18 protein-coding genes are annotated in these 22,757 nt (G+C 69.0%); 11 read left to right on the top strand and 7 right to left on the bottom strand.

Annotation, left to right across the window (positions count from 1 at the left end; genetic code table 11):
* Positions 1-236 precede the first annotated feature (236 nt).
* Together QXK92_RS15270 and QXK92_RS15265 are read left to right on the top strand one after the other, a co-directional pair.
* Entirely contained in the window at positions 237-4,760 is a 4,524-nt protein-coding gene (locus tag QXK92_RS15270) for a PE family protein (protein WP_306242519.1), read from the top strand.
* A 214-nt stretch (positions 4,761-4,974) separates the two neighbouring features.
* On the top strand, positions 4,975-5,670 hold the full coding sequence (locus QXK92_RS15265) for an Rv0518 family GDSL lipase (RefSeq protein WP_306244448.1): 696 nt from the start codon (positions 4,975-4,977) through the stop codon (positions 5,668-5,670).
* 257 nt (positions 5,671-5,927) lie between these two features.
* On the opposite strand, the gene QXK92_RS15260 is transcribed toward QXK92_RS15265, so the two are convergent.
* Both QXK92_RS15260 and QXK92_RS15255 read right to left on the bottom strand, forming a co-directional pair.
* Entirely contained in the window at positions 5,928-8,060 is a 2,133-nt protein-coding gene (locus QXK92_RS15260; RefSeq protein ID WP_306242517.1) for an acyltransferase family protein, read from the bottom strand.
* Between the two features lie 3 nt (positions 8,061-8,063).
* Entirely contained in the window at positions 8,064-8,891 is an 828-nt protein-coding gene (locus QXK92_RS15255; RefSeq protein WP_306244446.1) for an alpha/beta hydrolase family protein, read from the bottom strand.
* A gap of 145 nt (positions 8,892-9,036) precedes the next feature.
* Between QXK92_RS15255 and QXK92_RS15250 the strand changes: the two genes are divergently transcribed.
* Complete coding sequence (locus QXK92_RS15250; RefSeq protein ID WP_306242514.1) at positions 9,037-10,431, top strand: amino acid permease; 1,395 nt, start codon at positions 9,037-9,039, stop codon at positions 10,429-10,431.
* Between the two features lie 127 nt (positions 10,432-10,558).
* Here the strand turns inward: QXK92_RS15250 and QXK92_RS15245 are convergent, their stop codons facing one another.
* Positions 10,559-10,828 carry a WGxxGxxG family protein gene (locus QXK92_RS15245; RefSeq protein WP_306242512.1) on the bottom strand — a complete coding sequence of 90 codons (270 nt, stop codon included), beginning with the start codon at positions 10,826-10,828 and terminating at the stop codon, positions 10,559-10,561.
* A gap of 261 nt (positions 10,829-11,089) precedes the next feature.
* On the opposite strand from QXK92_RS15245, the gene QXK92_RS15240 reads away from it, so the two are divergent.
* Entirely contained in the window at positions 11,090-12,619 is a 1,530-nt protein-coding gene (locus tag QXK92_RS15240) for an FAD-dependent oxidoreductase (RefSeq protein ID WP_306242509.1), read from the top strand.
* A gap of 136 nt (positions 12,620-12,755) precedes the next feature.
* On the opposite strand, the gene QXK92_RS15235 is transcribed toward QXK92_RS15240, so the two are convergent.
* The 3 genes from QXK92_RS15235 to QXK92_RS15225 are packed head-to-tail and all read right to left on the bottom strand — an operon-like array spanning position 12,756 to position 15,239.
* On the bottom strand, positions 12,756-13,679 hold the full coding sequence (locus QXK92_RS15235) for a ketopantoate reductase family protein (protein ID WP_306242507.1): 924 nt from the start codon (positions 13,677-13,679) through the stop codon (positions 12,756-12,758).
* A gap of 10 nt (positions 13,680-13,689) precedes the next feature.
* Positions 13,690-14,847, bottom strand: coding sequence for an enolase C-terminal domain-like protein (locus QXK92_RS15230; RefSeq protein WP_306242505.1), 1,158 nt, complete (start codon positions 14,845-14,847; stop codon positions 13,690-13,692).
* A complete protein-coding gene (locus tag QXK92_RS15225; protein WP_306242502.1) occupies positions 14,844-15,239 on the bottom strand; it encodes a nitroreductase family deazaflavin-dependent oxidoreductase in 396 nt (131 codons plus the stop codon). Before QXK92_RS15225 ends, QXK92_RS15230 begins: the two co-directional genes overlap by 4 nt.
* Positions 15,240-15,297: 58 nt before the next feature.
* Here QXK92_RS15225 and hemL point away from each other — a divergent pair, with 58 nt between their 5' ends.
* The 7 genes from hemL to QXK92_RS15190 all read left to right on the top strand — a co-directional run bounded on the left by hemL (position 15,298) and on the right by QXK92_RS15190 (position 22,579).
* A complete protein-coding gene (gene hemL, locus QXK92_RS15220) occupies positions 15,298-16,617 on the top strand; it encodes a glutamate-1-semialdehyde 2,1-aminomutase (RefSeq protein ID WP_306242501.1) in 1,320 nt (439 codons plus the stop codon).
* Complete coding sequence (locus QXK92_RS15215; RefSeq protein ID WP_306242499.1) at positions 16,617-17,225, top strand: histidine phosphatase family protein; 609 nt, start codon at positions 16,617-16,619, stop codon at positions 17,223-17,225. The genes hemL and QXK92_RS15215 overlap by 1 nt, the downstream gene beginning before the upstream one ends.
* The gene (locus QXK92_RS15210) at positions 17,222-17,833 is read left to right on the top strand and encodes a TlpA disulfide reductase family protein (protein WP_306242497.1); all 612 of its coding nucleotides are present in this window, start codon (positions 17,222-17,224) and stop codon (positions 17,831-17,833) included. Before QXK92_RS15215 ends, QXK92_RS15210 begins: the two co-directional genes overlap by 4 nt.
* Positions 17,830-18,621 carry a cytochrome c biogenesis CcdA family protein gene (locus QXK92_RS15205; RefSeq protein WP_306242495.1) on the top strand — a complete coding sequence of 264 codons (792 nt, stop codon included), beginning with the start codon at positions 17,830-17,832 and terminating at the stop codon, positions 18,619-18,621. Before QXK92_RS15210 ends, QXK92_RS15205 begins: the two co-directional genes overlap by 4 nt.
* A 101-nt stretch (positions 18,622-18,722) precedes the next feature.
* Positions 18,723-20,270: a cytochrome c biogenesis protein ResB gene (locus QXK92_RS15200; RefSeq protein WP_306244444.1), complete on the top strand. Its 1,548-nt coding sequence runs from the start codon at positions 18,723-18,725 to the stop codon at positions 20,268-20,270.
* Positions 20,267-21,241 carry a c-type cytochrome biogenesis protein CcsB gene (gene ccsB / locus QXK92_RS15195; RefSeq protein WP_306242493.1) on the top strand — a complete coding sequence of 325 codons (975 nt, stop codon included), beginning with the start codon at positions 20,267-20,269 and terminating at the stop codon, positions 21,239-21,241. Before QXK92_RS15200 ends, ccsB begins: the two co-directional genes overlap by 4 nt.
* A 27-nt stretch (positions 21,242-21,268) precedes the next feature.
* The gene (locus QXK92_RS15190; RefSeq protein WP_306242491.1) at positions 21,269-22,579 is read left to right on the top strand and encodes a MinD/ParA family protein; all 1,311 of its coding nucleotides are present in this window, start codon (positions 21,269-21,271) and stop codon (positions 22,577-22,579) included.
* Here the strand turns inward: QXK92_RS15190 and QXK92_RS15185 are convergent.
* Positions 22,576-22,731: a hypothetical protein gene (locus QXK92_RS15185; RefSeq protein WP_120791670.1), complete on the bottom strand. Its 156-nt coding sequence runs from the start codon at positions 22,729-22,731 to the stop codon at positions 22,576-22,578. The genes QXK92_RS15190 and QXK92_RS15185 overlap by 4 nt on opposite strands.
* Positions 22,732-22,757: the final 26 nt, after the last annotated feature.

Raw genomic sequence — 22,757 nt, 5'->3', positions numbered from 1 at the left:
CCGGCAGCTTTGACTGCGCGGGATTCGGCACACGAACTCACTTTGTATGCATTCGCGGATCTTATCTGTGAATGCATCGAATTTATTAACGTCGACGCAGTTTATTGCTTATCCTTGCCTCCGGCAACGTCGCTGCGTGCGGCGTTGTGGCCGTAGCGACGTGTTCCGATCGACGGCAGTCGAGCCTTCCAGAAGTCGGACATCGCCGCACGGTGGCTTGTCGGAGAGGGTTCGCCATGTCCTTTTTCATCACGTCTGCCCCGTGGGTGTCCGCGGCGGCCGGGGAGCTGAGCCGGGTCGCGTGGTCGGTGAACCAGGCCAATCTTGCCGCCGCGTTCCCCACGGCAGCGCTGCTGCCTGCGGCTCAGGACGAGATATCGACGGCAATTGCGTCGCTGTTCGGCGACCATGCCCGGGAATACCAGGCCGTGAGTAAGCAACTGGCTGCTCTGCAGAGCCAGTTCGTCCAGACGCTCGATGCTTCAGCTGCCGCTTACGCGGCAGCTGAAGCGGCCAACGAGCTTCAGTTGGCGGGCGAAGGACTGCTTGCCGCCGTAAACGCGCAGACCCAGAACTTGGTGGGCCGGCCATTGATCGGCAACGGTGCCGACGGCGCGCCGGGCACCGGACAGGCCGGTGCTGCTGGCGGGATCTTGATCGGCAACGGTGGCGCCGGTGGCTCGGGCGCGACGGGTCAGGCTGGAGGTAACGGCGGTGCCGCCGGCCTGTTTGGCAACGGCGGAGCGGGCGGTGCCGCCGGATTGGGCGCGGCACCTGGCAGAGGGGGCGCCGGGGGTCTGTTTTACGGCAACGGGGGTGCCGGCGGGCAGGCGGCATTCGGCGGTAGCGGTGGCGGCGGTGGTTCCGCCGGGCTTTTCGGCGACGGCGGCGCCGGTGGCGCCGGCCGTCAAGGCGGCAGCGGCGGAGCGGGTGGGTGGCTGTACGGGGACGGCGGCGACGGCGGGACCGGCCTCGATGCTGGTTCTGGTGGGCGAGGCGGTAACGCCGGGTTGTTTGGCAATGGCGGTGCCGGAGGCGCTGGCGGCGCCGGCAAGGGCCTGATCGGCCGCGGTGGCAGTGGTGGCCATGGTGGATCTGGCGGGCTGCTGTACGGCGATGGTGGTGCCGGCGGCGCCGGCGGCAATGGGGTCAACGGCACCGATGGCGGTGCCGGTCTGTTCGGAACTTCCGGTGGCGATGGCGGTGTCGGCGGAACTGGCGGTCGCGGTTCGCGACTCTTCGGCGTGGGAGGCATCGGCGGGGCCGGAGGTCAGGGCGGTGCCGGCGGCTCCGGCGGTGACGGCCTGGCCATGTTTACGCCGGGCTTCAATGGCCAGGACGGTGGTAGCGGCGGCAACGGCGGAGCTGGAGGATCCGGCGGAACCGGGGGTGCCGGGGGGCTGATCAACAGCCTCTTCGCCGCGGCAGCAGGACACGGTGCCGGCGGCGTGGGCGGCGCTGGTGGCATCGGTGGCAGCGCCGGCGATGGCGGAGCCGGCGCGGCCGGGGACGCGAACATAAATGCCGGAGCCGGGGGCAACGGTGGAAATGGAGGTAACCCCGGCGCCGGTGGTGTCGGTGGGCTCGGCGGTTTCGGTGCCGAGGGCGTCCGGGCCGCCCACGGTGCCTCCGGTGCCGCACCCAGCAGCGGCGGCAACGGCGGGATCGGCGGCCGTGGTGCCGACGCCACCGCAGCGGGCGGCAAGGGCGGAGCCGGCGGCATGGGCGGCCACGGCGGCGCTTACGGCAATGGCGGCACCGGCGGCGACGGCGGTAACGGCGCAGCGGGCACTTCGTACGCGACTTCCAGCGCCACGCCCGTCCACGGCGGAATCGGCGGTGACGGCGGCGCCGGCGGCGCGGGCGGCAACGGCGGATCACTGGCCGGGACGGCCGGAGCCGGTGGGGCCGGCGGCAATGGCGGCAGCGGTGGGTCGGGTAGCAACGGAATCAACGGAGCTGCCGGAGCATCGCCCGGTGCCAGGGGCGCAGACGGCACCGCCAGTGGTAACGGCGGAGCGGGCGGCGCAGGGGGCGATGGAGGCGCCGGAGGCTTCAACGCCGCAGGTCAGAGTGGTGTTCACGGAGTGGGCGGAAAAGGCGGTGACGGCGGGGCCGGCGGTATCGCCGGAAACGGCGGCGCCGGAGCCGATGGGCAGGAGTTCCTCAACAACGGCGACGGGGGAGCGGGCGGAAACGGCGGCGACGCCGGTAGGGGCGGCACCGCCGGAGTTGGCGGGAGCAGCGGTGGCACCGAGCGGGCCGCCAGCGGCAAGGACGGAATGACTGTCGCCAGCGGCAACGGCGGCAGTGGTGGTAACGGTGCCAACGCCGGTTTGTCCGGTACCAACGGTGGGGCAGGCGGCGCCGGTGGACATGGCGGCAGCCATGGCAGCGGAGGCACCGGCGGCCGTGGCGGCGACGGCGCCACCGGCAGCCCGGCTACAGGTGGCTTTGCCCCCGGTAATGGCGGTCCCGGCGGTGCCGGCGGCGCGGGTGGGGCGGGCGGCAACGGCGGAACTGAGCAGGGTAATGCCGGTAGCGGTGGTAGTGGCGGCAACGGCGGCAGAGGAGCCGACGGCGGCATCGGTTTTGACGGCTTCGCCGGCTCCAAAGCGGGGGCCGACGGTGGTAAGGGTGTCAGCGGAGGCAATGGCGGTCAGGGTGGCGCCGGCGGCGACGGCGGGGCCGCTGGTACGGCGAACGCTGGTGCAGCAGGTGCACACGGGATTGGCGGTAAGGGCGGCGCCGGTGGAAACGGCGGTACACCCGGTAATGGCGGCAAGGGCGCGGACGGTGCCTGGAACGTTAATTCCGGCGCCGGCGGCCGCGGGGGCGACGGCGGTAACCCGGGTACCGGTGGCAAGGGCGGCGCCGGCGGGTCAAGCGGCGGCGGCACCTACGCCGACAGGGGTGCGGATGGCAGCGTGCCGACCACCGGCGGCAACGGTGGTAACGGCGGTAAGGGCGCAGACTCGCTCGCCATAGCCGGCGTTGGCGGCACGGGCGGGGCAGGTGGCAACGGCGGGACCTATGGCAACGGTGGCGCAGGTGGGGCCGGAGGTCAGGGCGGATTGGGCGCCAGCGGCGCTGACGGCGGGCAAAATGCTGACGGCAGCGGCCGCACCGGTGGCACCGGTGGTCTCGGCGGCCTGGGTGGGGACGGCGGAAAGGGCGGCAACGGCGGAACCTTGGGCGGTCGCGGCGGTGACGGGGGCGTCGGCGGCAAGGGCGGCGAGGGCGGCATCGGCGGGCGCGGTGGCACCGGAGCCAATGGCCGCCTTCCAGGTTCGGACGGTATGAACGGTGGCGACGGCGGCATCGGCGGACAGGGTGGCGCCGGCGGTGGCGGCGGCCAAGGCGGTATCGGTACCAACGGAAACGGCCAGCGAGGTGTTGGCGGTGACGGCGGCACCGGCGGTACCGGAGGCTTCGCCGGCGACGGCGGCAACGGCGCACGTGGACAATCCGGATTCGATGGCGGCAACGGAGGCAACGGCGGCAATGGCGGTAACCCCGGCCAGGGTGGCCAGGGCGGATTCGCCGGCAACGGCTCCAGCAAGGGCAATGTCGGAGCCAACGGAGCTATCCCTACCGGCGGCGGCAACGGTGGCAACGGCGGGGCCGGTGAGAATGGTTTCGCTGGTGACGGCGTCAACTCCGGCAACGGCGGCAATGGCGGCCGCGGCGGCGACGGCGGCGCGGTCGGAAACGGTGGCGCCGGGGGGCGCGGCGGAAACGGCGGTGTGGGCGATCAGGGGAAGGCGGGCGCGACGGTCGTACACGGCCAGACCGCCGTTCCGGCGGGCGGAACAGGCTACAACGGTGGTAATGGCGGTAACGGCGGCGCGGGCGGCAACGGCGGCCGCCTGGCCGGCAACGGCGGGGCCGGGGGGGCTGGGGGCGCCGGAGGCGATGGTGGCACAGGCGGCGCCGGCGGCAACGGTGAAAACGGGACTGTCAGCCAACATGACGGTGTATCGGCCGGCTCAGGCGGTCTGGGCGGGAAAGGCGGCCGTGGCGGTATCGGCGGCAACGGCGGAATCAGCCTGAGTGGCAAGGGTATTGATGGTGCAGGAGGGGACGGTGGCGCCGGTGGTCTGGGCGGCGACGGTGGCCGCGGCGGGCGCGGCGGCAATGCCTACGACGCGACAGGTACGGTCGGGCCCGGCAATGGTGGATGGGGCGGCAAGGGCGGCTCCGGCAACTTCGGTGGCGATGGTGGTGCCGGTGGCACGGGCTCCAGCATCGGCAAACAGGGTGGCACTGGAATTCAAGGCAACGGCGGTGGTGGCGGCGCCGGCGGCAATGGCGGTAAAGGCCAGGACGGCATCCTGGTCTACCAGGGCGGTGGTGGTGGCCGAGGCGGTGCCGGAGGCATCGGTTACATCGGTGGCGACGGCGGCGTCGGCGGCACCGGCGGGACCGGCGGATCTTCTGGCGGGATCAACACTGCGCAGACGGGCGGGAAGGGCGGCAACGGCGGCGACGGCGGCGACGGAACGTTGCGCGGCGGTGATGGTGGAACCGGAGGCAGCGGTGGTACTGGCGGCAATGGTTCCAACTCACCCTTGAGCTCTTCCAGCGGCGCCTTCGGTGGGCTTGGTGGCACCGGCGGCACTGGCGGTAACAACGGCGATGCAGGTTTCCCTGGCGGTCCCGGCAAACCCCCCACCGACAGCGTCGACGGCGACCCGGGCATTGTGGGTGGTTTAGGCGGTGCCGGTGGAACCGGAGGGCTAGGCCGGCTCCGTTTCTGAGGTACGGATTGCCAGTGACGGTGCCTCGCACCCCAGGTTCGGGCCGATGAATGGCGCGAGACAATGTTGCGGCCTCCCATGACTACGACGGAAGGCGAAACCCGAAGTCCCAGAACGCAAGGCCGGCGCCGCAAGCGAGTCAACCGCGTGTTCGCGCCGGACGCTCGTACGATTTCAGGTAGATCCCTTCCAGGTGTTGACAGTGGAGGTCGCAGTGACTCGGCTGGCCACCTTCGCCATCAGACTCGGGGTGCTGGTGGCCCTGGCTTTGCCATGCCTGTTCCAACCGGTCCAGGACCGGCCGTACCGGACGCTGACGCTGGACCTGCGGCTCAAACCTGTCGCTGTGATCGGCGACTCCTATACCACCGGCACCGACGAGGGCGGCATCGGCCCGAAATCGTGGACCGCCCGCACGTGGCGCACGCTCACCGCCCCTGGCCTGCGCATCGCCAGTGACGTGGCCGCCGAGGGCAGAGCCGGGTACGGGACGATCGGCGACCACGGCAGCATCTTCCAGGACCTGACCGCCAGGGCGGTCAAGCCGGAAGACGTCCTGGTGGTGTTCTTCGGCTCCCGCAACGACCAGGACGTCGACCCGGTGCTGCTGGCCCAACGCGTCCATGCCACGTTCGCTCTGGCGCGGCGGCGGGCGCCGGCGGCGCGGTTCCTGGTGGTCGGACCGCCGTGGCCGACGGCCGATGTGCCGGTGCCGGTACTGGTGATTCGCGACGTGCTGGCCGGTGCCGCATGGGCCGCGGGCGCGGATTTCGTCGACCCGATCGGGGACCGCTGGTTCGTGGACCGGCCGGATCTGATCGGAGCAGACGGCGTGCACCCCAACGATGCGGGGCATGAGTACATGGCGGAGAAGATGGCGCCGCTCATTCGCTGGCAACTGTCTAGGTGAATCTAGGTGAGACGCCTCGGCGTCCGCCGCTCAACGTATTCAGTTGCGCCGCCGCGGCTTCAGTCTTCTGCGTGCCTCTCGTAATCCCAACGTTCAAGGCGCGCTTGCAATTGCAATAGACCAAGCCCGGCTACCGGCGCGGCTGCTGAAAGCAGGACCACCAGCATCGGACTCATTTCAAAAACCTCCAAAACCCTTCTATTGGTATCACGTTCGCGGCCATCGCATGGTTCATTCGCTGATAATCCACCGTCGTGTCATTCATTTGTTATGGCTCGATCGGCCAATGCGCCGATGACGGGAGCCAGGAGCTGTGCGTACTCGGTGGTCACGTGGTTGTCGTCGCGGAACACGAGGGTGTTCCCGACGATCAGCGGGCAGCGCTCCGGGCTACAGAACAGGTCGGTGAGGTCCGCGTAGGAGCCGCCGGCTGCGGTCGTCACTCGTTGTTCGGCGCCGATGCCGTCGCCGTTGACCGCCGCCGCTCGCGCCGGTGCACAGGCGCCGGCGTCGTCCAGATGAGCGGACAGGCACGTCGGCGCTGACGATTGCGGGTCGGCGACCGGGCCCAGCACCAGCACCCGCGATCCCATCCCGCGCAGCTGGGCCACCACTGTGGCCAGGGCCTTGATCCACGCCGGGTCGTAGGAGGCGAAGCTGAAGTCGGCGTGGTAGCGCCGGCTCATGCTCAGGATCACCAGCTGCGGCGGCTTGGCCGCCAGCCGGTTCACGATCTCTCCACGCCACTGCTCGCACTCGCTGTACTTGCGCCCCAGATAGGGACTGACGATTGGGATGTCCAGGAAGGGGCAGGTGACCTTGGCCATGGTCTCCAGGCGCCAGTGCCGCTGCTCGGCGACCTGCTGCAGCGCCGGATCCCACATCGCCGCGTGCGAGTCGCCGATCAGCGCCACGGTGGGGGTTGACCCGTCCCCGCTTAAGTCCCCTTTGACCGAAGCGCATTCGCTTTGTCCGACGTCACGCCAGGACCGCATGCAGCCGTTGACGAACACCGCGGCCTTGTCCGCCGGCGCCGCGGCCAGCGTCGGAGTGAGGTTGGACGGCACGGCGTGCTGTGCGGCAGCGACCGCGAGCATCTCGCGCGCCTGGGCGAATGCCTGCCGGACCGCCGCTTCCTGCGGAGCGACCTGTGGATCGGGAGCGGGTGGCAGCGCGACGATTCGGGCCTGCGGAGCGGCAACGCCGTGTCCCACCGGCGCCGGCACGGCGGTCAGCAAGACCGCGCACGCGCACACGGCGACTCCGCTGGCGGCACCGGCCACGGCCAGACTGGCCTTCGCCGAACGGCGCAACGCCGCGGCGAACCGGCCGGGATTCTCGACGGCGTGCATCGTGATCACAGCCAGTCCGGCGGACACCGCTGTCGCAGCCAGCCTGCCCGGCAACCCGCCCGGATCACCCAGCAGGGGCGGCAGCAGCAGCAGGACCGGCCAGTGCCACAGGTACCAGGAATAGGACACCCGGCCGATCGCCCGCATCACCGGCGGGCACAGCACCCGGCCGACGCCCAAACCGCCGGTGACGCAACCGGCGCCGATCACCAGGGCGGTGCCCAGCACCGGCAGCAACGCCGAGGTGCCGGGGTAGGGCGTGTGGGGACCGAGCTGTGTACAAGTCAGCAGGATCAGCACCAGACCGCCCCAACCCGCCACGGTCGCGGGCAGCAGGGGCAGTCGCTTCCACTGGTTGATCGTCAGCGCAACCAGGCCACCGGCGGCCAGCTCCCAGGCCCGGGTGGGCAGCGAGAAGAACGCCCACGGGGGCGAGGTGCGGGTCCAGATCACCGCGGCCGCCAGCGATGCCGCGCCCACGAGCGTCAACGCCACCAGGTAAGGCGCATGCCGCGGCATGCTGCCGCCGGCCATGCGGCGCGCCAGCCACGCCGTGGCGATGATCAATGCCGGCCACAACAGGTAGAACTGCTCCTCCACGCCCAGTGACCAGTAGTGCTGGAACGGTGAGGGAGGCAGGTCGGAAATCATGTAGTCGGTGCCCTGCGCGGCGAAGCGGTAATTGCCGACGTAGAGCATGCTGGCGATGCCGTCGATGAACACCCGGCGGGCCTGCAACGGTGGCAGGACAGCCGCAGCGACGACGGCGGTCACTACGCCGACGGTGGCTGCCGCCGGTAGCAACCGTCGGGCGCGGGCGGCGTAAAAACGGCCCAGTGCAACGCTTTTGGTGGCCTGCACTTCCCGCCACAGCAATCCGGTGATCAGGAAGCCGGAGATGACGAAGAACACGTCCACGCCGATGTAGCCGCCGGCAATACCGGGGATTCCCGCGTGGTAGAGCACGACGGCGATCACGGCAACGGCGCGCAGACCCTCGATGTCCGGACGGAACGGGGCGCGGTCCTGCTGTTTCACGGGTCAGGTCGCCATCCAGGCGAGTTCGGCGGGCAGCTGCGCCCGCCAGTAGTCGACGTCGTGGCCGCCAGGGGAGAAACTGCCGGCCGGCTTCTGCTTGAGCTGGCTCACGAACTGGCTCGAGGCGAAGAAGAAGCGGTCGCCGATGCCGCAGTCGACCCTGACGGGAATCGAGTTGAGCACCGGCAGGCCGAATACGGTATTGCGGTTCCAGTCGTCGATGCTGTCGAATGCCCCTGGCGCGCTGCCGATATAGGACATGTAGAGCGCCGGGCTGATCGCGCAGATGCCCGCGGTGCGGGCCGGCCCCAGCCGCGCGCCCAGCAGCAGCGCGCCGTACCCGCCCATCGACCAGCCCAGGAAACCCACCCGTGAGGTGTCCATGCCCATCGACGTAAGCATCGGCAGCAGCTCTTCGAGCACCATGGTGCCGGAGTCCTCACCGTTGACGCGCCGGTGCCAATAGCTGTTGGCCCCGCCGTCCACACCGACCACCGCGAACGGCGGCTTGCCCTCGCTGACCAGTTGTGCGAGCGCATCCTCTACGCCGCAGTCCAGCATCATGTTTGCGTCGCCGTCTTTGCCGTGCAGTGCGATCACCGGCCGCAGCATTTTGGTCTGTCCCGGCGGCATGGCGATGACCCAGTTGGTTGTGATGCCGCCGCGGGCGGCCGACACGAACGAGCCGGTGAGTTTGGTGGGCAGCGTCTTGCCTGCGGTGGGCGGGTCGAACGGCGCGGGCGCGGCGGGCGCGGCCAGCGTGGTGAGCGGATCGAGCAGCGCGCTCAGGGCCCAGGCGCCGGCCGCACCGGCGCCGGCGCCGGCACCCATGCGCAGCACCGAACGGCGGGTCAGGTCGGCCACGGTGGTCAATCATGCCGCGCGTACCGGCATTTGACGCCCCTGCCACGCCGTATTGCAAGGCACTCGTAACGACGGCGTGATCCAGCGCCGCCGCAACTGCTAGCGTCCGGTGATGGCGGACGACCGGCACGACGGGGACGACAGAGCCACGCTGAAGCAAGGACTTTCGCAGCGACAGCTCAGCATGATCGCCATCGGCGGGGTGATCGGAGCCGGATTGTTCGTCGGCTCAGGGGTCGTGATCAAGGAGACCGGTCCGGCGGCGTTCCTGACCTACGCGATCTGCGGGCTGCTCATCGTCCTGGTGATGCGGATGCTGGGTGAGATGGCGGCGGCGAACCCGTCGACCGGGTCGTTCGCCGATTACGCCGCGACCGCGCTGGGCGGGTGGGCCGGATTCTCCGTCGGCTGGTTGTACTGGTACTTCTGGGTCATCGTCGTCGGATTCGAAGCGGTTGCCGGCGGCAAGGTGCTCAACTATTGGTTCCCGGCGCCGCTGTGGCTGTCCGCCTTGTGCCTGATGGTGCTGATGACCGCCACCAACCTGTTCTCGGTGTCGTCCTTCGGAGAGTTCGAATTCTGGTTCGCCGGAATCAAAGTCGCGACGATCGTGATTTTCCTCGGGGTCGGGGCGGCCTTCGTTTTCGGGCTGCTGCCCAGCGGTCAGATGGATTTCTCCAACCTGACCTCCCATGGTGGTCTCTTCCCCAAGGGAGTCGCCGCGGTGTTCGCGGCCATTGTGGTGGTGATCTTCTCCATGGTCGGGGCCGAAGTCGTCACCATTGCCGCTGCCGAGAGCCGTGATCCCGCGCGGGCGATCGCGCGGGCGACAAGGTCGGTGGTCGCCCGAATCGTCGTCTTCTTCGTCGGGTCGGTGCTGTTGCTGGTCATCATCATGCCGTGGGACTCGGTCGAACTCGGCGCCTCGCCGTACGTCGCGGCGCTGCGGCGCATGGGGCTGCCCGGGGCCGACCAGATCATGAATGCGGTGGTGCTCACTGCGGTGCTGTCCTGTCTGAACTCGGGGCTGTACACCGCATCCCGGATGCTCTTCGTGCTTGCCGGGCGCAATGAAGCGCCGGCGCGGCTGGTCCGGCTCAGTAGTCGCGGTGTCCCGGCGACCGCGATCGTGTGTTCTTCGCTGGTCGGCTTTCTGTGTGTGTTGATGGCCTGGCTGTCACCGAACACGGTGTTTCTGTTCCTGCTCAACTCGTCCGGTGCCGTGATCCTGTTCGTCTACCTGCTCATCGCTCTCTCGCAGATCATCCTGCGGCGCAAAACTTCTCCGAAGGATCTGCGCGTCAAGATGTGGCTGTTCCCGGTGCTGTCCATCCTGACAGTGCTGGGAATCGTTGCGGTGCTTGTGCAGATGGCGTTCAACCCGGGCACGCGAAGCCAGCTCTGGCTGAGTCTGTTGTCCTGGGTCGTGGTGGCGGCGGTGTACTTCCTGACGCCGTATGTTCGACGTAATAATCTGACGCGCAATCGAATTGACGAACGGGGCTGATCCCGTCAGTGTGGGCCACCGTTGCAGGGGTAACCGGCCAGATCGGGTCGAGACTCATACGCAACAGCCCGGGCAGGCAAACGCCCTTGTCAGCGGGGTCCGCTGACAAGGGCGCTTGATAAAGGCGTCAGGCCGGGGGCCGGGGGGTGGCGGTCGGCTGGATCGCGGCGTCGGTGGTGTTGCGACGCTTGAGCCCGGCGAGCCCGGCCAGACCCAGGAGGCCGGCGAGTCCCCACAGTCCGGTGTTGTCACTGTGCTGGTTGGTGTTGTCGGTGTCGGCCAGCGTGGTGGTCGTTGCGGAGGGAACGGGAGCCTGGTCGACGGCGGCATTTGCCACACCAGCTCCCCCGAACAGAAGTGCGGTTGCGGCGCAGCCGGCAGCAATCGTGTTACGCATGTCATGTACTCCTTTCGGCCGCGAACGGCCGCAAGCGGATCCGAACCAGTTTGATCTAGTTCGTCTGTCGTCGGCGCGAAGTGGATGACTCCGGCGCCGCGGTGCACTGGTACCCCGGCAAGATCGGGTGAAACGTCGTCTCCGCGAAATCGACGAATAGCGAAAAATTCTGTTGCACAGCGAAATAGCGATACGGTGCAGACGCCCGCGCGGCACAACGCACGCTGTTTCGCGCCGATCGCGGTGGGTACTTCCTAAGCCATGGTGTCATTGTGGTTAGCTGACCGCGGCCAAAAACCGTGGGACGGCCGAACCTCCGAATCCGTCGGAGGATCCGCCGATGTGGTGGTTGTGGGAGCCGGGATCACCGGCTTGATTACAGCGGTGCTGCTGGCCCGTGCCGGCAAGGATGTGCTGGTACTAGAGGCGCGGTCAGTGGCCGCCGGAGCCAGCGGAAACACCACTGCCAAGATGAGCCTGCTGCAAAGCACACACCTGAGCAAAATCCTTGCGCGGCATGGCCGAAGCACCGCCAGGGCGTATGTCGAGGGCAATCGCGAAGGTATGGAATGGGTGCTGCACCACTGCGACACTCACAACATTGATGTGCAACGGGAGGACGCGTACACCTACGCGCAATCGGCACGGGGTGTGCCTGCGGCGCGCGCGGAATGGCTCGCGTGCAGCGCTGTCGGGCTGCCCGTGACGTGGGACGACCGTGCGGAGGTTCCCTTTCCGTTTCACGGCGGCGTGCGACTGCCTGAGCAGGCGCAGTTCGATCCGGTCCCTTTCCTGGACAGTCTGGTCGTCGAACTGCTCGATCGCGGCGGACGGCTTGCCGAGGGTGCGCGGGTGCGCAAAGTGTCCAGCAGTGGTGATGGGCTCAGGCTGCACGTCAACACCGGCGCAGGCGAACAGACCGCGGACGGCACCGAGGCGGACTCCGAGGTGTTCGCCCGGCAACTCGTGCTGGCAACCGGCATCCCGATTCTCGACCGGGGTGGTTACTTCGCCCGGCTGAAACCGAGCCGGTCCTACTGCATGGCTTACCGGGTGCCGGGTCCGATCACCCGGGCGATGATGATCTCGGCCGACTCGCCGACCCGCTCCGTCCGCTATGCCCCGACCCCGGACGGGGAGGTGCTGATCGTCGGAGGCGCCGGACACCCGGTGGGACGGAAGAAAAGTCCTTCGGTGGCGCTCGCCGAACTCGACGGGTGGACGCGCGAACATTTCCCCGGAGCCGAGCAGACCCATTACTGGTCGGCGCAGGACTACACGCCGATCGATCAGCTGCCCTACGTGGGACCGATTCTGCCGAACAACGAAAAAATCTTCGTGGCAACCGGTTTCAACAAGTGGGGGATGACCAACGGACCGGCGGCCGCGCTGGCGTTGTCCAGTCGCATTTTGGGCGGCCGGATGGACTGGGCGGGTGCGTTCGCCAGTTGGAGTCCGCACGAACTGGCCGGGGTGACGACCGCTTTGAGCGCAAACCTCGAGGTGGGATTCAACCTGGCCCGAGGCTGGGTCACGCCGTCGACGCGAATCGGGCGGTCCAGTCCCAAGTCCGGCGGGGTGGTCAGCGGGCCGCCCTGGAACCTGCAGGCGCGTTGTGTGGTCGACGGTGTGGAGCACACGGTGTCTCCCGTCTGCACCCATCTCGGCGGGATCGTGAATTGGAACGATGCTGACCAGGCATGGGAGTGCCCACTGCACGCGTCGCGGTTCGCGCCGGACGGCACCCTGCTCGAGGGCCCTGCCACAACGGACCTGACCAGGTCTAGGTGATCCAGCACCGGGGGCACACTGGCGTCGCGGCGCCCACCCAGCGCATCGGAACGCCAAGTGCCGCTGCGTATTGCGCGAAGTCAGTGTCCTCCCCGGTCGCCGGGGGATTCCGGTGGAGGGCGGCCTATGCCGTGAATCACCCGGTGGCCCAACCCCGTTCGATCGTCTTGACCAGCGCGGTGAGGGTGGCGTTGACCGGGGCGTCGACCCCCACGCGTGCTCCCTGGCGAGGTACCGCGCCGTTGACGACGTCGATCTCGCTGACTCGGCGTGCTTCGTGATCCAGTAGCGCCGAGGGCTTCGCGTCCGGCATGCCGGCGCCGAAGGTGCGGACATGTTCGACGGGGTCGCTGACCTTGATGTCGATGTCCGAAGCGAAGGCCACCCGCCATGCCTCCTTGGCCGCGGCCCGGCTGACCGGGCCCATCTCCGGATCGTCCATCACCTGGCCGACCGTCATTCCGGTCAGCGCACACGGCGCGCTGTAGGCGACATTGCAGATCAGCTTTTCCCACTGCATTGCCGCGATGTCGGTGACTGCCGCGGCGTCGAATCCGGCATCGGCCCAAGCCTGTGCGATCGACTCGACCGTGGACGGTGGCAGCGAGGAATAGGCTCCGAAACGCATGGCGCGCATGGCGTTATGGCGCACATGTCCGGGTGCCACCCGGGCGGCGCCGAACCCGCTGGCGATCCCGACGGCCAATCGCTGGTCGCCCACGATGTCGGCGACGGTGTCCGCTGAGCCCAGGCCGTTCTGAATGGTCAAAACCGACGTCTTGTCGCCCAGCATCGGAACGGCCTGCTGCGCGGCGGTCGCCACGTCAGCGGCCTTGACCGCCAGCACGATCAGGTCCATGGTCTCCGCCGGCGCGACGGTGTTAGCCCGCAGTTGCACCGTCTGGTCGTAATCCGGCCCGGTGACCCGCAGGCCGTGCCGGGCGATCTGGTCGATGCCCGGTTGGTGCCGGTCGACGACCAGTACCTCGTTGCCCGCGGCGGCGAGTTTGGCGGCGTAGATGGAACCCATTGCACCGCAGCCGATTACCGCCACTTTCATCGCTGTGCTCCTAAGCTGTCAGTTCGGCGATCGCCTCGGCCAGGCCGTGCTTGAGTTCCAGCCCGAAGCCCGGTGCCTGCGTCGGCGTGATCCTGCCGTCGCGCACCGCGCAGCCTTCTGAGTAGCCCCCGAACGGCTGGAAGACACCAGGGTAGGACTCGCAGCCACCCAAACCCAGTCCGGTGGCAATGTGCAGATTGATCAGGTGGCCGCCGTGTGGGTAGGCGAAGCGGCGGTCGAACCCGTGCGCTTCGAGTACCTCGAGCATCCGCGCGTACTCGGTCAGGCCATAGCTCAGCCCGGCATCCATCTGGAAGATGTCCCGGCCGGACCGCATGCCCCCATACCGGACCAGGTTGACCACGTCGGGCACCGAGAACAGGTTCTCCCCGGTGGCGATCGCGCCGCCGTAACAGTCCGCCACCGCACGGTTGAGCTCGAAATCCAGCGGATCGCCCGGCTCTTCGTACCAGCGCAACCGGTAGCCGGCCAGCGCCGCGGCCCACTCGGTGGCCGCGGACCGGTCGAACCGCCCATTCGCGTCCACCGCGACGCGGCCGCCGTCGCCGAGCACGTCGACGACGGTGTCCACCCGGGCCAGATCGTCGGCGAGTGGCGCGCCGCCGATCTTCATCTTCACCGCGTCATACCCCTGGTCGAGGTAGGACCGCATCTCGTCGCGCAGGGCGTCCGGGCCGGCGCCCGGGTAGTAATAGCCCCCGGCGGCGTACACCGGAACCGACTTCTGTGGTTCGCGGCCGAAGCTGCGCGCCACCGTCACGCAGGCGGGTTCGTCGTCGAGTTTGGCGTTGAGGTCCCAGCACGCCAGTTCCAGCGCGGCGGCCGCGGCGGCGCGGTCACCGTGCCCACCCGGTTTCTCGTCGCGCAGCGCGCAGGCGAGCACCGCCGCCGGGTCGAGCCGTCCCGAGCCGTCCAGCAGCGTGTCCGGCGGCGCCGCAAGCACCCGCGGAATCATCCGGTCCCGCAGGATCCCACTCTGGGCGAATCTGCCGATCGAGTTGAACGCGACACCGACCACGCGTCTCCCGCCGTGGACGCCGATCAGCGCTACCAGCGAGACGGTGTGACCGGCAAAGTTGACCAGCGCGTTCGCCGGGCTGCCCTGCAGCGCGACGGCCCGCTCCCGGATCTCGGTGAGTTGCGTCACTCGCTTTTGGCCAGCAGCACGGCCTGCTCGAACGGCAGCCGGGTGAACACCGGCCGCAACCCCCGGGTGACATACGGCGCCGCGTCGAGCTTGGTCATCACGCGCGGGTCGGTGACCCCGAAGGTCTTGCCGTAGCGCTGCAAACGTCCGCCGCCGGCCGCCTTGAGATTCTTCAGCCAGTCCCGGTCCGGCCCGTAGGTCAGCATGATCACCACCCCGGGCCGTCCGTCGATGTCGGCCGTGAACACCACCAACGGAGTGCGGTACTGCTTGCCCGAGCGGCGGCCGACATGCGCCAGGATGCCGTGCAGAGGGATCCAACCGGCCCACAGTCGCTGGATGGGATTGGTGACGTAGCGATTGAAGCGCGCCAGCCATTGGGGTAGTTGCATGACGTAACTCTTACACCCTGTAGTTGATCCTGTCGGCACGGCTGGGACACTGGTCAGCATGGGGACTGACCAGGCAACCGCGCAGGTGCGCGCCTCGGCGCAGCTGTTCGCCGACGCCTGCGCGGTGATACCGGGCGGGGTGAACTCGCCGGTGCGCGCGTTCACCGCGGTGGGTGGCACGCCGCGGTTCATCACCGAGGCACACGGCTGCCGGCTCACCGACGCCGACGGCAACACGTACGTCGACCTGGTCTGCTCCTGGGGGCCGATGATCCTGGGGCATGCTCACCCCGCCGTCGTCGACGCCGTCACCAAGGCCGCTGCGCACGGACTCTCATTCGGGGCACCGACTCCTACCGAGACCGAACTGGCCACCGAGATCATCGGACGCGTCGCCCCCGTCGAGCGCCTCAGGCTGGTGAACTCCGGCACCGAGGCCACCATGAGTGCCATCCGGCTGGCCCGCGGCTTCACCGGCCGGCCCAAGATCGTCAAGTTCTCCGGTTGCTACCACGGGCATGCGGATGCGTTGCTGGCCGACGCGGGGTCGGGGGTGGCCACCCTGGGTCTGCCGTCGTCCCCCGGCGTGACGGGGGCGGCTGCAGCCGACACGATCGTGTTGCCCTACAACGACATTGATGCGGTTCAGGAGACCTTTGCCCGGTTCGGGGAGCAGGTCGCCGCGGTGATCACCGAGGCCAGCCCCGGCAACATGGGGGTGGTCCCGCCGGCACCGGGCTACAACGCGGCGCTGCGCGCGATCACCGCCGAGCACGGCGCGCTGCTGATCGTCGACGAGGTGATGACCGGATTCCGGGTGAGCCGCAGTGGCTGGTACGGAATAGATCCCGTCGATGCAGACCTGTTCGCCTTCGGCAAGGTGATGAGCGGCGGCCTGCCCGCCGCGGCGTTCGGCGGCCGGGTCGAGGTGATGGAGCGACTGGCCCCGCTGGGGCCGGTGTACCAGGCCGGCACGCTGTCGGGTAACCCGGTGGCAATGGCGGCCGGGCTGGCCACCTTGCGCGCCGCGGACGACTCCGTGTACGCCGCACTGGACGCCAACGCCGACCGGCTGTCCGGCCTGCTCGCCGACGCGCTGACGAATGCCGGTGTTGCGCACCAGATTCAGCGTGGGGGCAACATGCTCAGCGTGTTCTTCACCGAAACACCGGTGACCGACTTCGCATCCGCGCGGGCCAGCCAGACCTGGCGCTATGCGCCGTTCTTTCATGCTCTGCTCGAGGGGGGCGTCTACCCACCGTGCAGCGCCTTCGAGGCGTGGTTCGTCTCGGCCGCTCTGGACGACGCGGCCTTCGAGCGGATCGCCGACGCGCTACCCGCCGCGGCCGCCGCCGCGGCACAGGAGGAACGAACCTGATGGCCGAACAGACCCGGGTCCACGTCATACGGCACGGCGAGGTGCACAACCCCAGCGGCATCCTCTACGGGCGGCTGCCCGGTTTCCGCTTGTCGGAGAACGGTGCCGCACAGGCCTCCGCGGTCGCCGACTACCTGGCGCACCGCGACATCGTCGCAGTGATCGCCTCGCCCCTGCAGCGGGCCCAGGAGACCGCCGCACCCATCGCCGCCCGGCACAACCTGATGGTGGACACCGACCCCGACCTGATCGAATCGGCCAACTTCTTCGAAGGCCGCAAGGTGAGTCCGGGTGACGGCGCCTGGCGCGACCCGCGGGTGTGGTGGCAGCTGCGCAACCCTTTCACCCCGTCCTGGGGTGAGCCGTATGCCGAGATCGCCGCCCGGATGGCGGCCGCGGCGGACAAGGCGCGGGCGCGTGCCGCCGGCCACGAGGCGGTCTGCGTCAGCCACCAGTTGCCGGTATGGACGCTGCGAATGCACGTGACGGGCCGACGGCTCTGGCACGACCCGCGCCGGCGGGAGTGTGGGCTGGCGTCGGTGACGTCGCTGGTCTACGAAGGCGACCGGTTGGTCGACGTGGAGTACGCAGAACCGGCGGCCGGATGAACGTAGGGCGGTGGGTGGTCACCGCAATGGTGGTGGCGGGGCTGCTCTCGGGCTGCTCCGGGAAGGATGCCGTCGCGCAGGGCGGGACCTTCGAGTTCGTGTCCCCGGGCGGCAAGACCGACATCTTCTACAACCCGCCGGAAAGCCGGGGCCGGCCGGGCGCCCTGTCCGGGCCCAGCCTGACCGACCCGGCGCGGACCCTCTCGCTGAACGACTTTCCCGGCCGGGTCGTCGTCATCAATGTGTGGGGCCAGTGGTGCGGCCCGTGCCGGGCCGAGATCGGCCAGCTACAACGGGTGTATGACGCGACTCGTGATTCGGGCGTCTCGTTTCTCGGGATCGACGTCCGCGACAACAGCCGCGAGGCGGCTCAGGACTTCGTCAACGACCGGCATGTGACGTTCCCGTCGATCTACGACCCGCCGATGCGCACCCTGATCGCCTTCGGTGGCAAGTACCCGACCACCGTGATTCCCTCGACGCTGGTGCTGGACCGGCAACACCGGGTAGCTGCGGTGTTCCTGCGCGAACTGCTCGCGGAGGACCTGCAGCCGGTGGTCCAGCGGATCGCCGCCGAAGCTCCGGCCCCGACGTCGGGACCGCAGTGACCGGTTTCGCCCACATCGCCTCCGCCGGGCCACTGGTGGTGGCACTCGGGGTCTGCCTACTGGCCGGACTGGTGTCGTTCGCGTCGCCGTGCGTGGTGCCGCTGGTGCCGGGCTATCTGTCGTACCTGGCGGCGGTGGTGGGCGTCGAAGAGGGCGAGCCGGCGGGCAACGGTGCCGGCACCCTGAAGGCGCCGCCCACCGCACGCTGGCGGGTCGCCGGATCGGCGGCGCTGTTCGTCGCCGGGTTCACCGCGGTGTTCGTGCTGGGCACCGTCGTCGTGCTCGGCATGACGACCACGCTGATCACCAATCAGCTGCTGTTGCAGCGGGTCGGCGGCGTGCTGACCATCGTCATGGGGTTGGTGTTCGTCGGGCTCATCCCGGCTCTGCAGCGGCAGGCCCGGTTCAGCCCGCGGCAGTGGACCTCGGTCGCGGGAGCGCCACTGCTGGGCGCGGTGTTCGCGCTGGGCTGGACGCCGTGCCTGGGCCCGACGCTGACCGGGGTGATCACGGTGGCCTCCGCCACCGACGGCGCCAACGTGGCCCGTGGGATCGCGCTGGTGATCGCGTACTGCCTGGGGCTGGGCATTCCGTTCGTGTTGCTGGCGTTCGGCTCGGCGAGTGCGATGGCCGGGTTGGGCTGGCTGCGCCGCCATACCCGGACGATCCAGGTGTTCGGCGGCGTGTTGTTGATCGCGGTGGGCGCGGCCCTGGTCACCGGGGTGTGGAACGACTTCGTGTCGTGGCTGCGTGACGCCTTCGTCTCCGACGTGAGGCTGCCGATCTGATGGTGCGAGCAGACACAAAAGAACCCCGGAGCGCCCGCTCCCGGGGGTTTTTGCGTCTGGTCGCGGGGAAGGTGCGCAACACCTGGCGGTCGTTGACGTCGATGGGCACCGCGCTGGTGCTGCTGTTCCTGCTTGCCCTGGGCGCTATCCCCGGAGCGCTGCTGCCGCAGCGCAGCCTCAACGCCGGCAAAGTCGACGAATACCTGCATACGCATCCGGTGATCGGGCCGTGGCTCAACGAGTTGCAGGCCTTCGACGTGTTCTCCAGCTTCTGGTTCACGGCTATCTACGTGCTGCTGTTCGTGTCGCTGGTCGGCTGCCTGACCCCGCGGATCGTCGAGCACGCCCGCAGCCTGCGGGCGAGGCCGGTGGCCGCGCCACGCAATCTGAGCAGACTGCCCAAGCATGCCCGGGCAGGGGCCGTGGGCGACCCGGAAGCCCTGGCCACGACGGTCACCGACCGGCTGCGCGGGTGGCGCACCACCACGCGGCGTACCGGTGACACCGTCGAAGTCTCCGCCGAGAAGGGCTACCTGCGGGAGTTCGGCAACCTCGTCTTTCACTTCTCGCTGCTCGGTCTGCTGGTCGCCGTCGCGGCGGGGAAGCTGTTCGGCTACGAGGGCAACGTGATCGTCATCGCCGACGGCGGACCCGGATTCTGTTCGGCGACGCCGGCAGCGTTCGATTCGTTCCGCGCCGGCAACACCGTCGACGGCACGTCTTTGCACCCGATCTGCTTGCGGGTCAACAACTTTCAAGCGAACTACCTGCCGTCCGGGCAGGCCACCTCGTTCGCGGCCGACATCGCCTACCAGGCCGGGGACGACCTGACGTCCAACACCTGGCGGCCCTACCGGCTCGAGGTCAACCACCCCCTGCGCATCGGCGGCAACCGGGTGTACCTGCAGGGCCACGGTTACGCCCCCACCTTCACCGTGACGTTCCCCAACGGTCAGACCCGCACCTCGACCGTGCAGTGGCGGCCCGATAACCCGCAGACCCTGCTGTCCTCCGGCGTGGCGCGCATCGATCCGCCGGCCGGCAGCTATCCAACCGCCGAGGAGCGACGGCAACACGAGATCGCGATTCAGGGCCTGCTGGCGCCCACCGAACAGCTCGACGGCGCGCTGCTGTCGTCGCGGTTCCCGGCGCTCAACGACCCGGCTGTGGCCATCGACATCTACCGGGGCGACACCGGACTGGACACCGGGCGGCCCCAGTCGCTGTTCAACCTCGACCCGCGGCTGATCGAACAGGGCCGGTTGACCAAGGAGAAGCGGGTCAACCTGCGCGTCGGTGAACAGGTCCGGATCGACCAGGGGCCGGCGGCCGGCACGACGGTCCGCTTCGACGGTGCGGTGCCGTTCGTCAACCTGCAGGTCTCGCACGACCCCGGACAGGTCTGGGTGCTGGTCTTCGCCATCACGATGATGGCCGGACTGTTGGTGTCACTGCTGGTACGCCGGCGCCGCGTGTGGGTTCGCCTCACGCCCACTGCGGATACCGTTGACGTCGAATTGGGCGGCCTGGCTCGTACCGACAACTCCGGATGGGGCGACGAGTTCGAGCGGCTGACCGAGCGGTTGGTGGCCGGGTTTGGCGCAGTCCCAGATGCCGAACGAGCCGAAACGAAAGTGGACGTCACATGAATACCCAGCACATCAACATCGGTCTGGCCCGGTACTCCGACTGGGCGTTCACCTCGGCCGTAGTGGCGCTGGTGGTGGCGCTGCTGCTGCTGGCCTACGAGCTTGCCTACGTCCGCGCCCGCAAGCTCGAAACCGTCGCCGTCGGCGCCGCGACTGTGACCACCGACAGCGCCGCGCCCGGCATCGTCGCGGAGGCACCACAGCGGCCGCTGGACGAACGCGTCGGCCGGGCCGGATTGGCGGTGCTGTACCTGGGCATCGGCCTGCTGTTCGTCTGCATCGTGCTGCGCGGGCTGGCCACCATGCGGGTGCCGTGGGGCAACATGTACGAGTTCATCAACCTGACCTGCATGTCAGGGCTGATCGCGGGCGCGGTCGTGCTGCGCCGGCCCCAGTACCGTCCGCTGTGGGTCTTTCTGCTGCTGCCGATCCTGATCCTGCTGACGGTGTCCGGACGCTGGCTCTACACCAACGCCGCACCGGTGATGCCCGCCCTGCAGTCCTACTGGCTGCCCATCCACGTGTCGGTGGTCAGCCTCGGGTCCGGGGTGTTCATGGTCGCCGGCATCTCCAGCATCCTGTTCCTGTTGCGCACGTCGCGGTTCGGTGATCCCGGCGCCCAGGGCCGGCTGCCGCGGCTGGTGCAGCGGTTCCCCGATGCGCAGACGCTGGACCGGATCGCCTACCGCACCACGATCTTCGCCTTCCCGGTATTCGGATTCGGCGTCATTTTCGGCGCGATCTGGGCCGAGGAAGCCTGGGGCCGGTACTGGGGCTGGGACCCCAAGGAAACGGTGTCGTTCATCGCATGGGTGGTGTACGCCGCGTATCTCCACGCCAGGTCAACGGCAGGATGGCGCGATCGCAAGGCGGCCTGGATCAATGTCGCGGGCTTCGTCGCCATGGTCTTCAACCTGTTCTTCGTTAACCTGGTGACGGTCGGCCTGCACTCCTATGCGGGCGTGGGCTGACCAACGCGAGAGAGAGGGGGAGTAGGAGTGTCAGAGCACCCGACACCCGGCGCGGGGGCGCCGCGGGTTCACCCGGGCAACGGAGAAACCCCGGCTAGCCCGGATCAGCCGACCGCGCAGTTCAAGCCGGCAGACCCGGTCGGCGACGCGCCTACCCGCGCGTTCAGCGGGTTCCGCACCGAGCGGCGTAGCCCTGCCGTCGAGGCGGGCCCCGCACCCCAGCAGACCGTCGAACGCGAGCGTCCCCAGTGGGACCCCGGCCCGTCGACCGGACCGGTTTCCGGCGTCACCCGGGTGGACCCGACGGCCTACGGCGCGTACTACCCCGGACCACCCGAGGCCCCCAGCGCGCCCGAGCGGCCCCAGTTCCGGCCGGAGCCGCTGCCGCATGCGCCATATCCCGAGCTGTCCACCACCGTCCTGCTGCGGCCCGTCAAGCCGCCACCATCAGAGGGCTGGCGCCGGGCGCTCTACGTGCTGTCCGGACAGTTGATCAACCTCGGTGAGGGTCCGCGCGCGACCCGCCACAACAACCTGGTGGCTCAGATCAACCGGCCGCTGCGTGGCTGCTACCGCATCGCCGTGCTGTCGTTGAAGGGCGGCGTGGGCAAGACCACCATCACCGCATCCCTGGGGTCCACCTTCGCGTCCGTCCGGGGCGACCGGGTGGTCGCGGTGGACGCCAACCCCGACCGCGGCACGCTGAGCCAGAAGGTCCCGCTCGAGACGCCGGCGACCGTCCGGCACCTGCTGCGTGACGCGGACAGCATCGACCGCTACAGCGACGTCCGCGGTTACACCTCGCAGAATTCCGACGGGCTCGAAGTGCTGGCCTCCGAGAGTGACCCGGCCGTCTCCGAGGCGTTCAACGGCGACGACTACACCCGCACCCTCGACATCCTGGAACGGTTCTACGGCCTGGTGCTCACCGACTGCGGCACCGGACTGCTCCACTCGACGATGTCGGCGGTGCTGTCGAAGTCCGACGTGCTGATCGTCGTCGCCTCCGGGTCGATCGACGGCGCCCGCAGCGCCTCGGCGACTCTGGACTGGCTGGAGGCGCACGGCTACGAAGAGTTGGTGCGCAACTCCGTCGCGGTGATCAACGCGGTGCGGTCACGCTCCGGCAAGGTGGACATGGACAAGGTGATCGAGCACTTCGCCCGGCGGTGCCGCGCAGTGCGGGTGGTGCCCTTCGACGCTCACCTGGAGGAAGGCGCCGAAATCAGCCTGGACCGCATGAAGCGCGACACCCGTGAGGCGGTCGCGGAGCTGGCTGCCGTGGTCGCCGACGGTTTCCCGGCCGACCAGCGGCGCACCAATCCGAACTTCGTCTAGCGCGGCTTGTTATCGCCCAGTCGTCGCAAGAACTCCGGATCGTCGTCGGGCCCGATGACGCGGGTCTTCGGCGGGCTGGTCTGCGACCGCGCCGCGCGCCAGCCGAGATAGATCAACGTCCCCAGAACAAGGACGACGAGCAGGTAAAGCACTCGACACCTCCTTTGGGCAAATATAC

The sequence above is a fragment of the Mycobacterium sp. TY815 genome, from assembly GCF_030755135.1.
Lineage (GTDB): Bacteria > Actinomycetota > Actinomycetes > Mycobacteriales > Mycobacteriaceae > Mycobacterium.
Note: the sequence above shows the minus strand (reverse complement) of the source record. Positions and strands in the feature narration are given on the sequence as shown.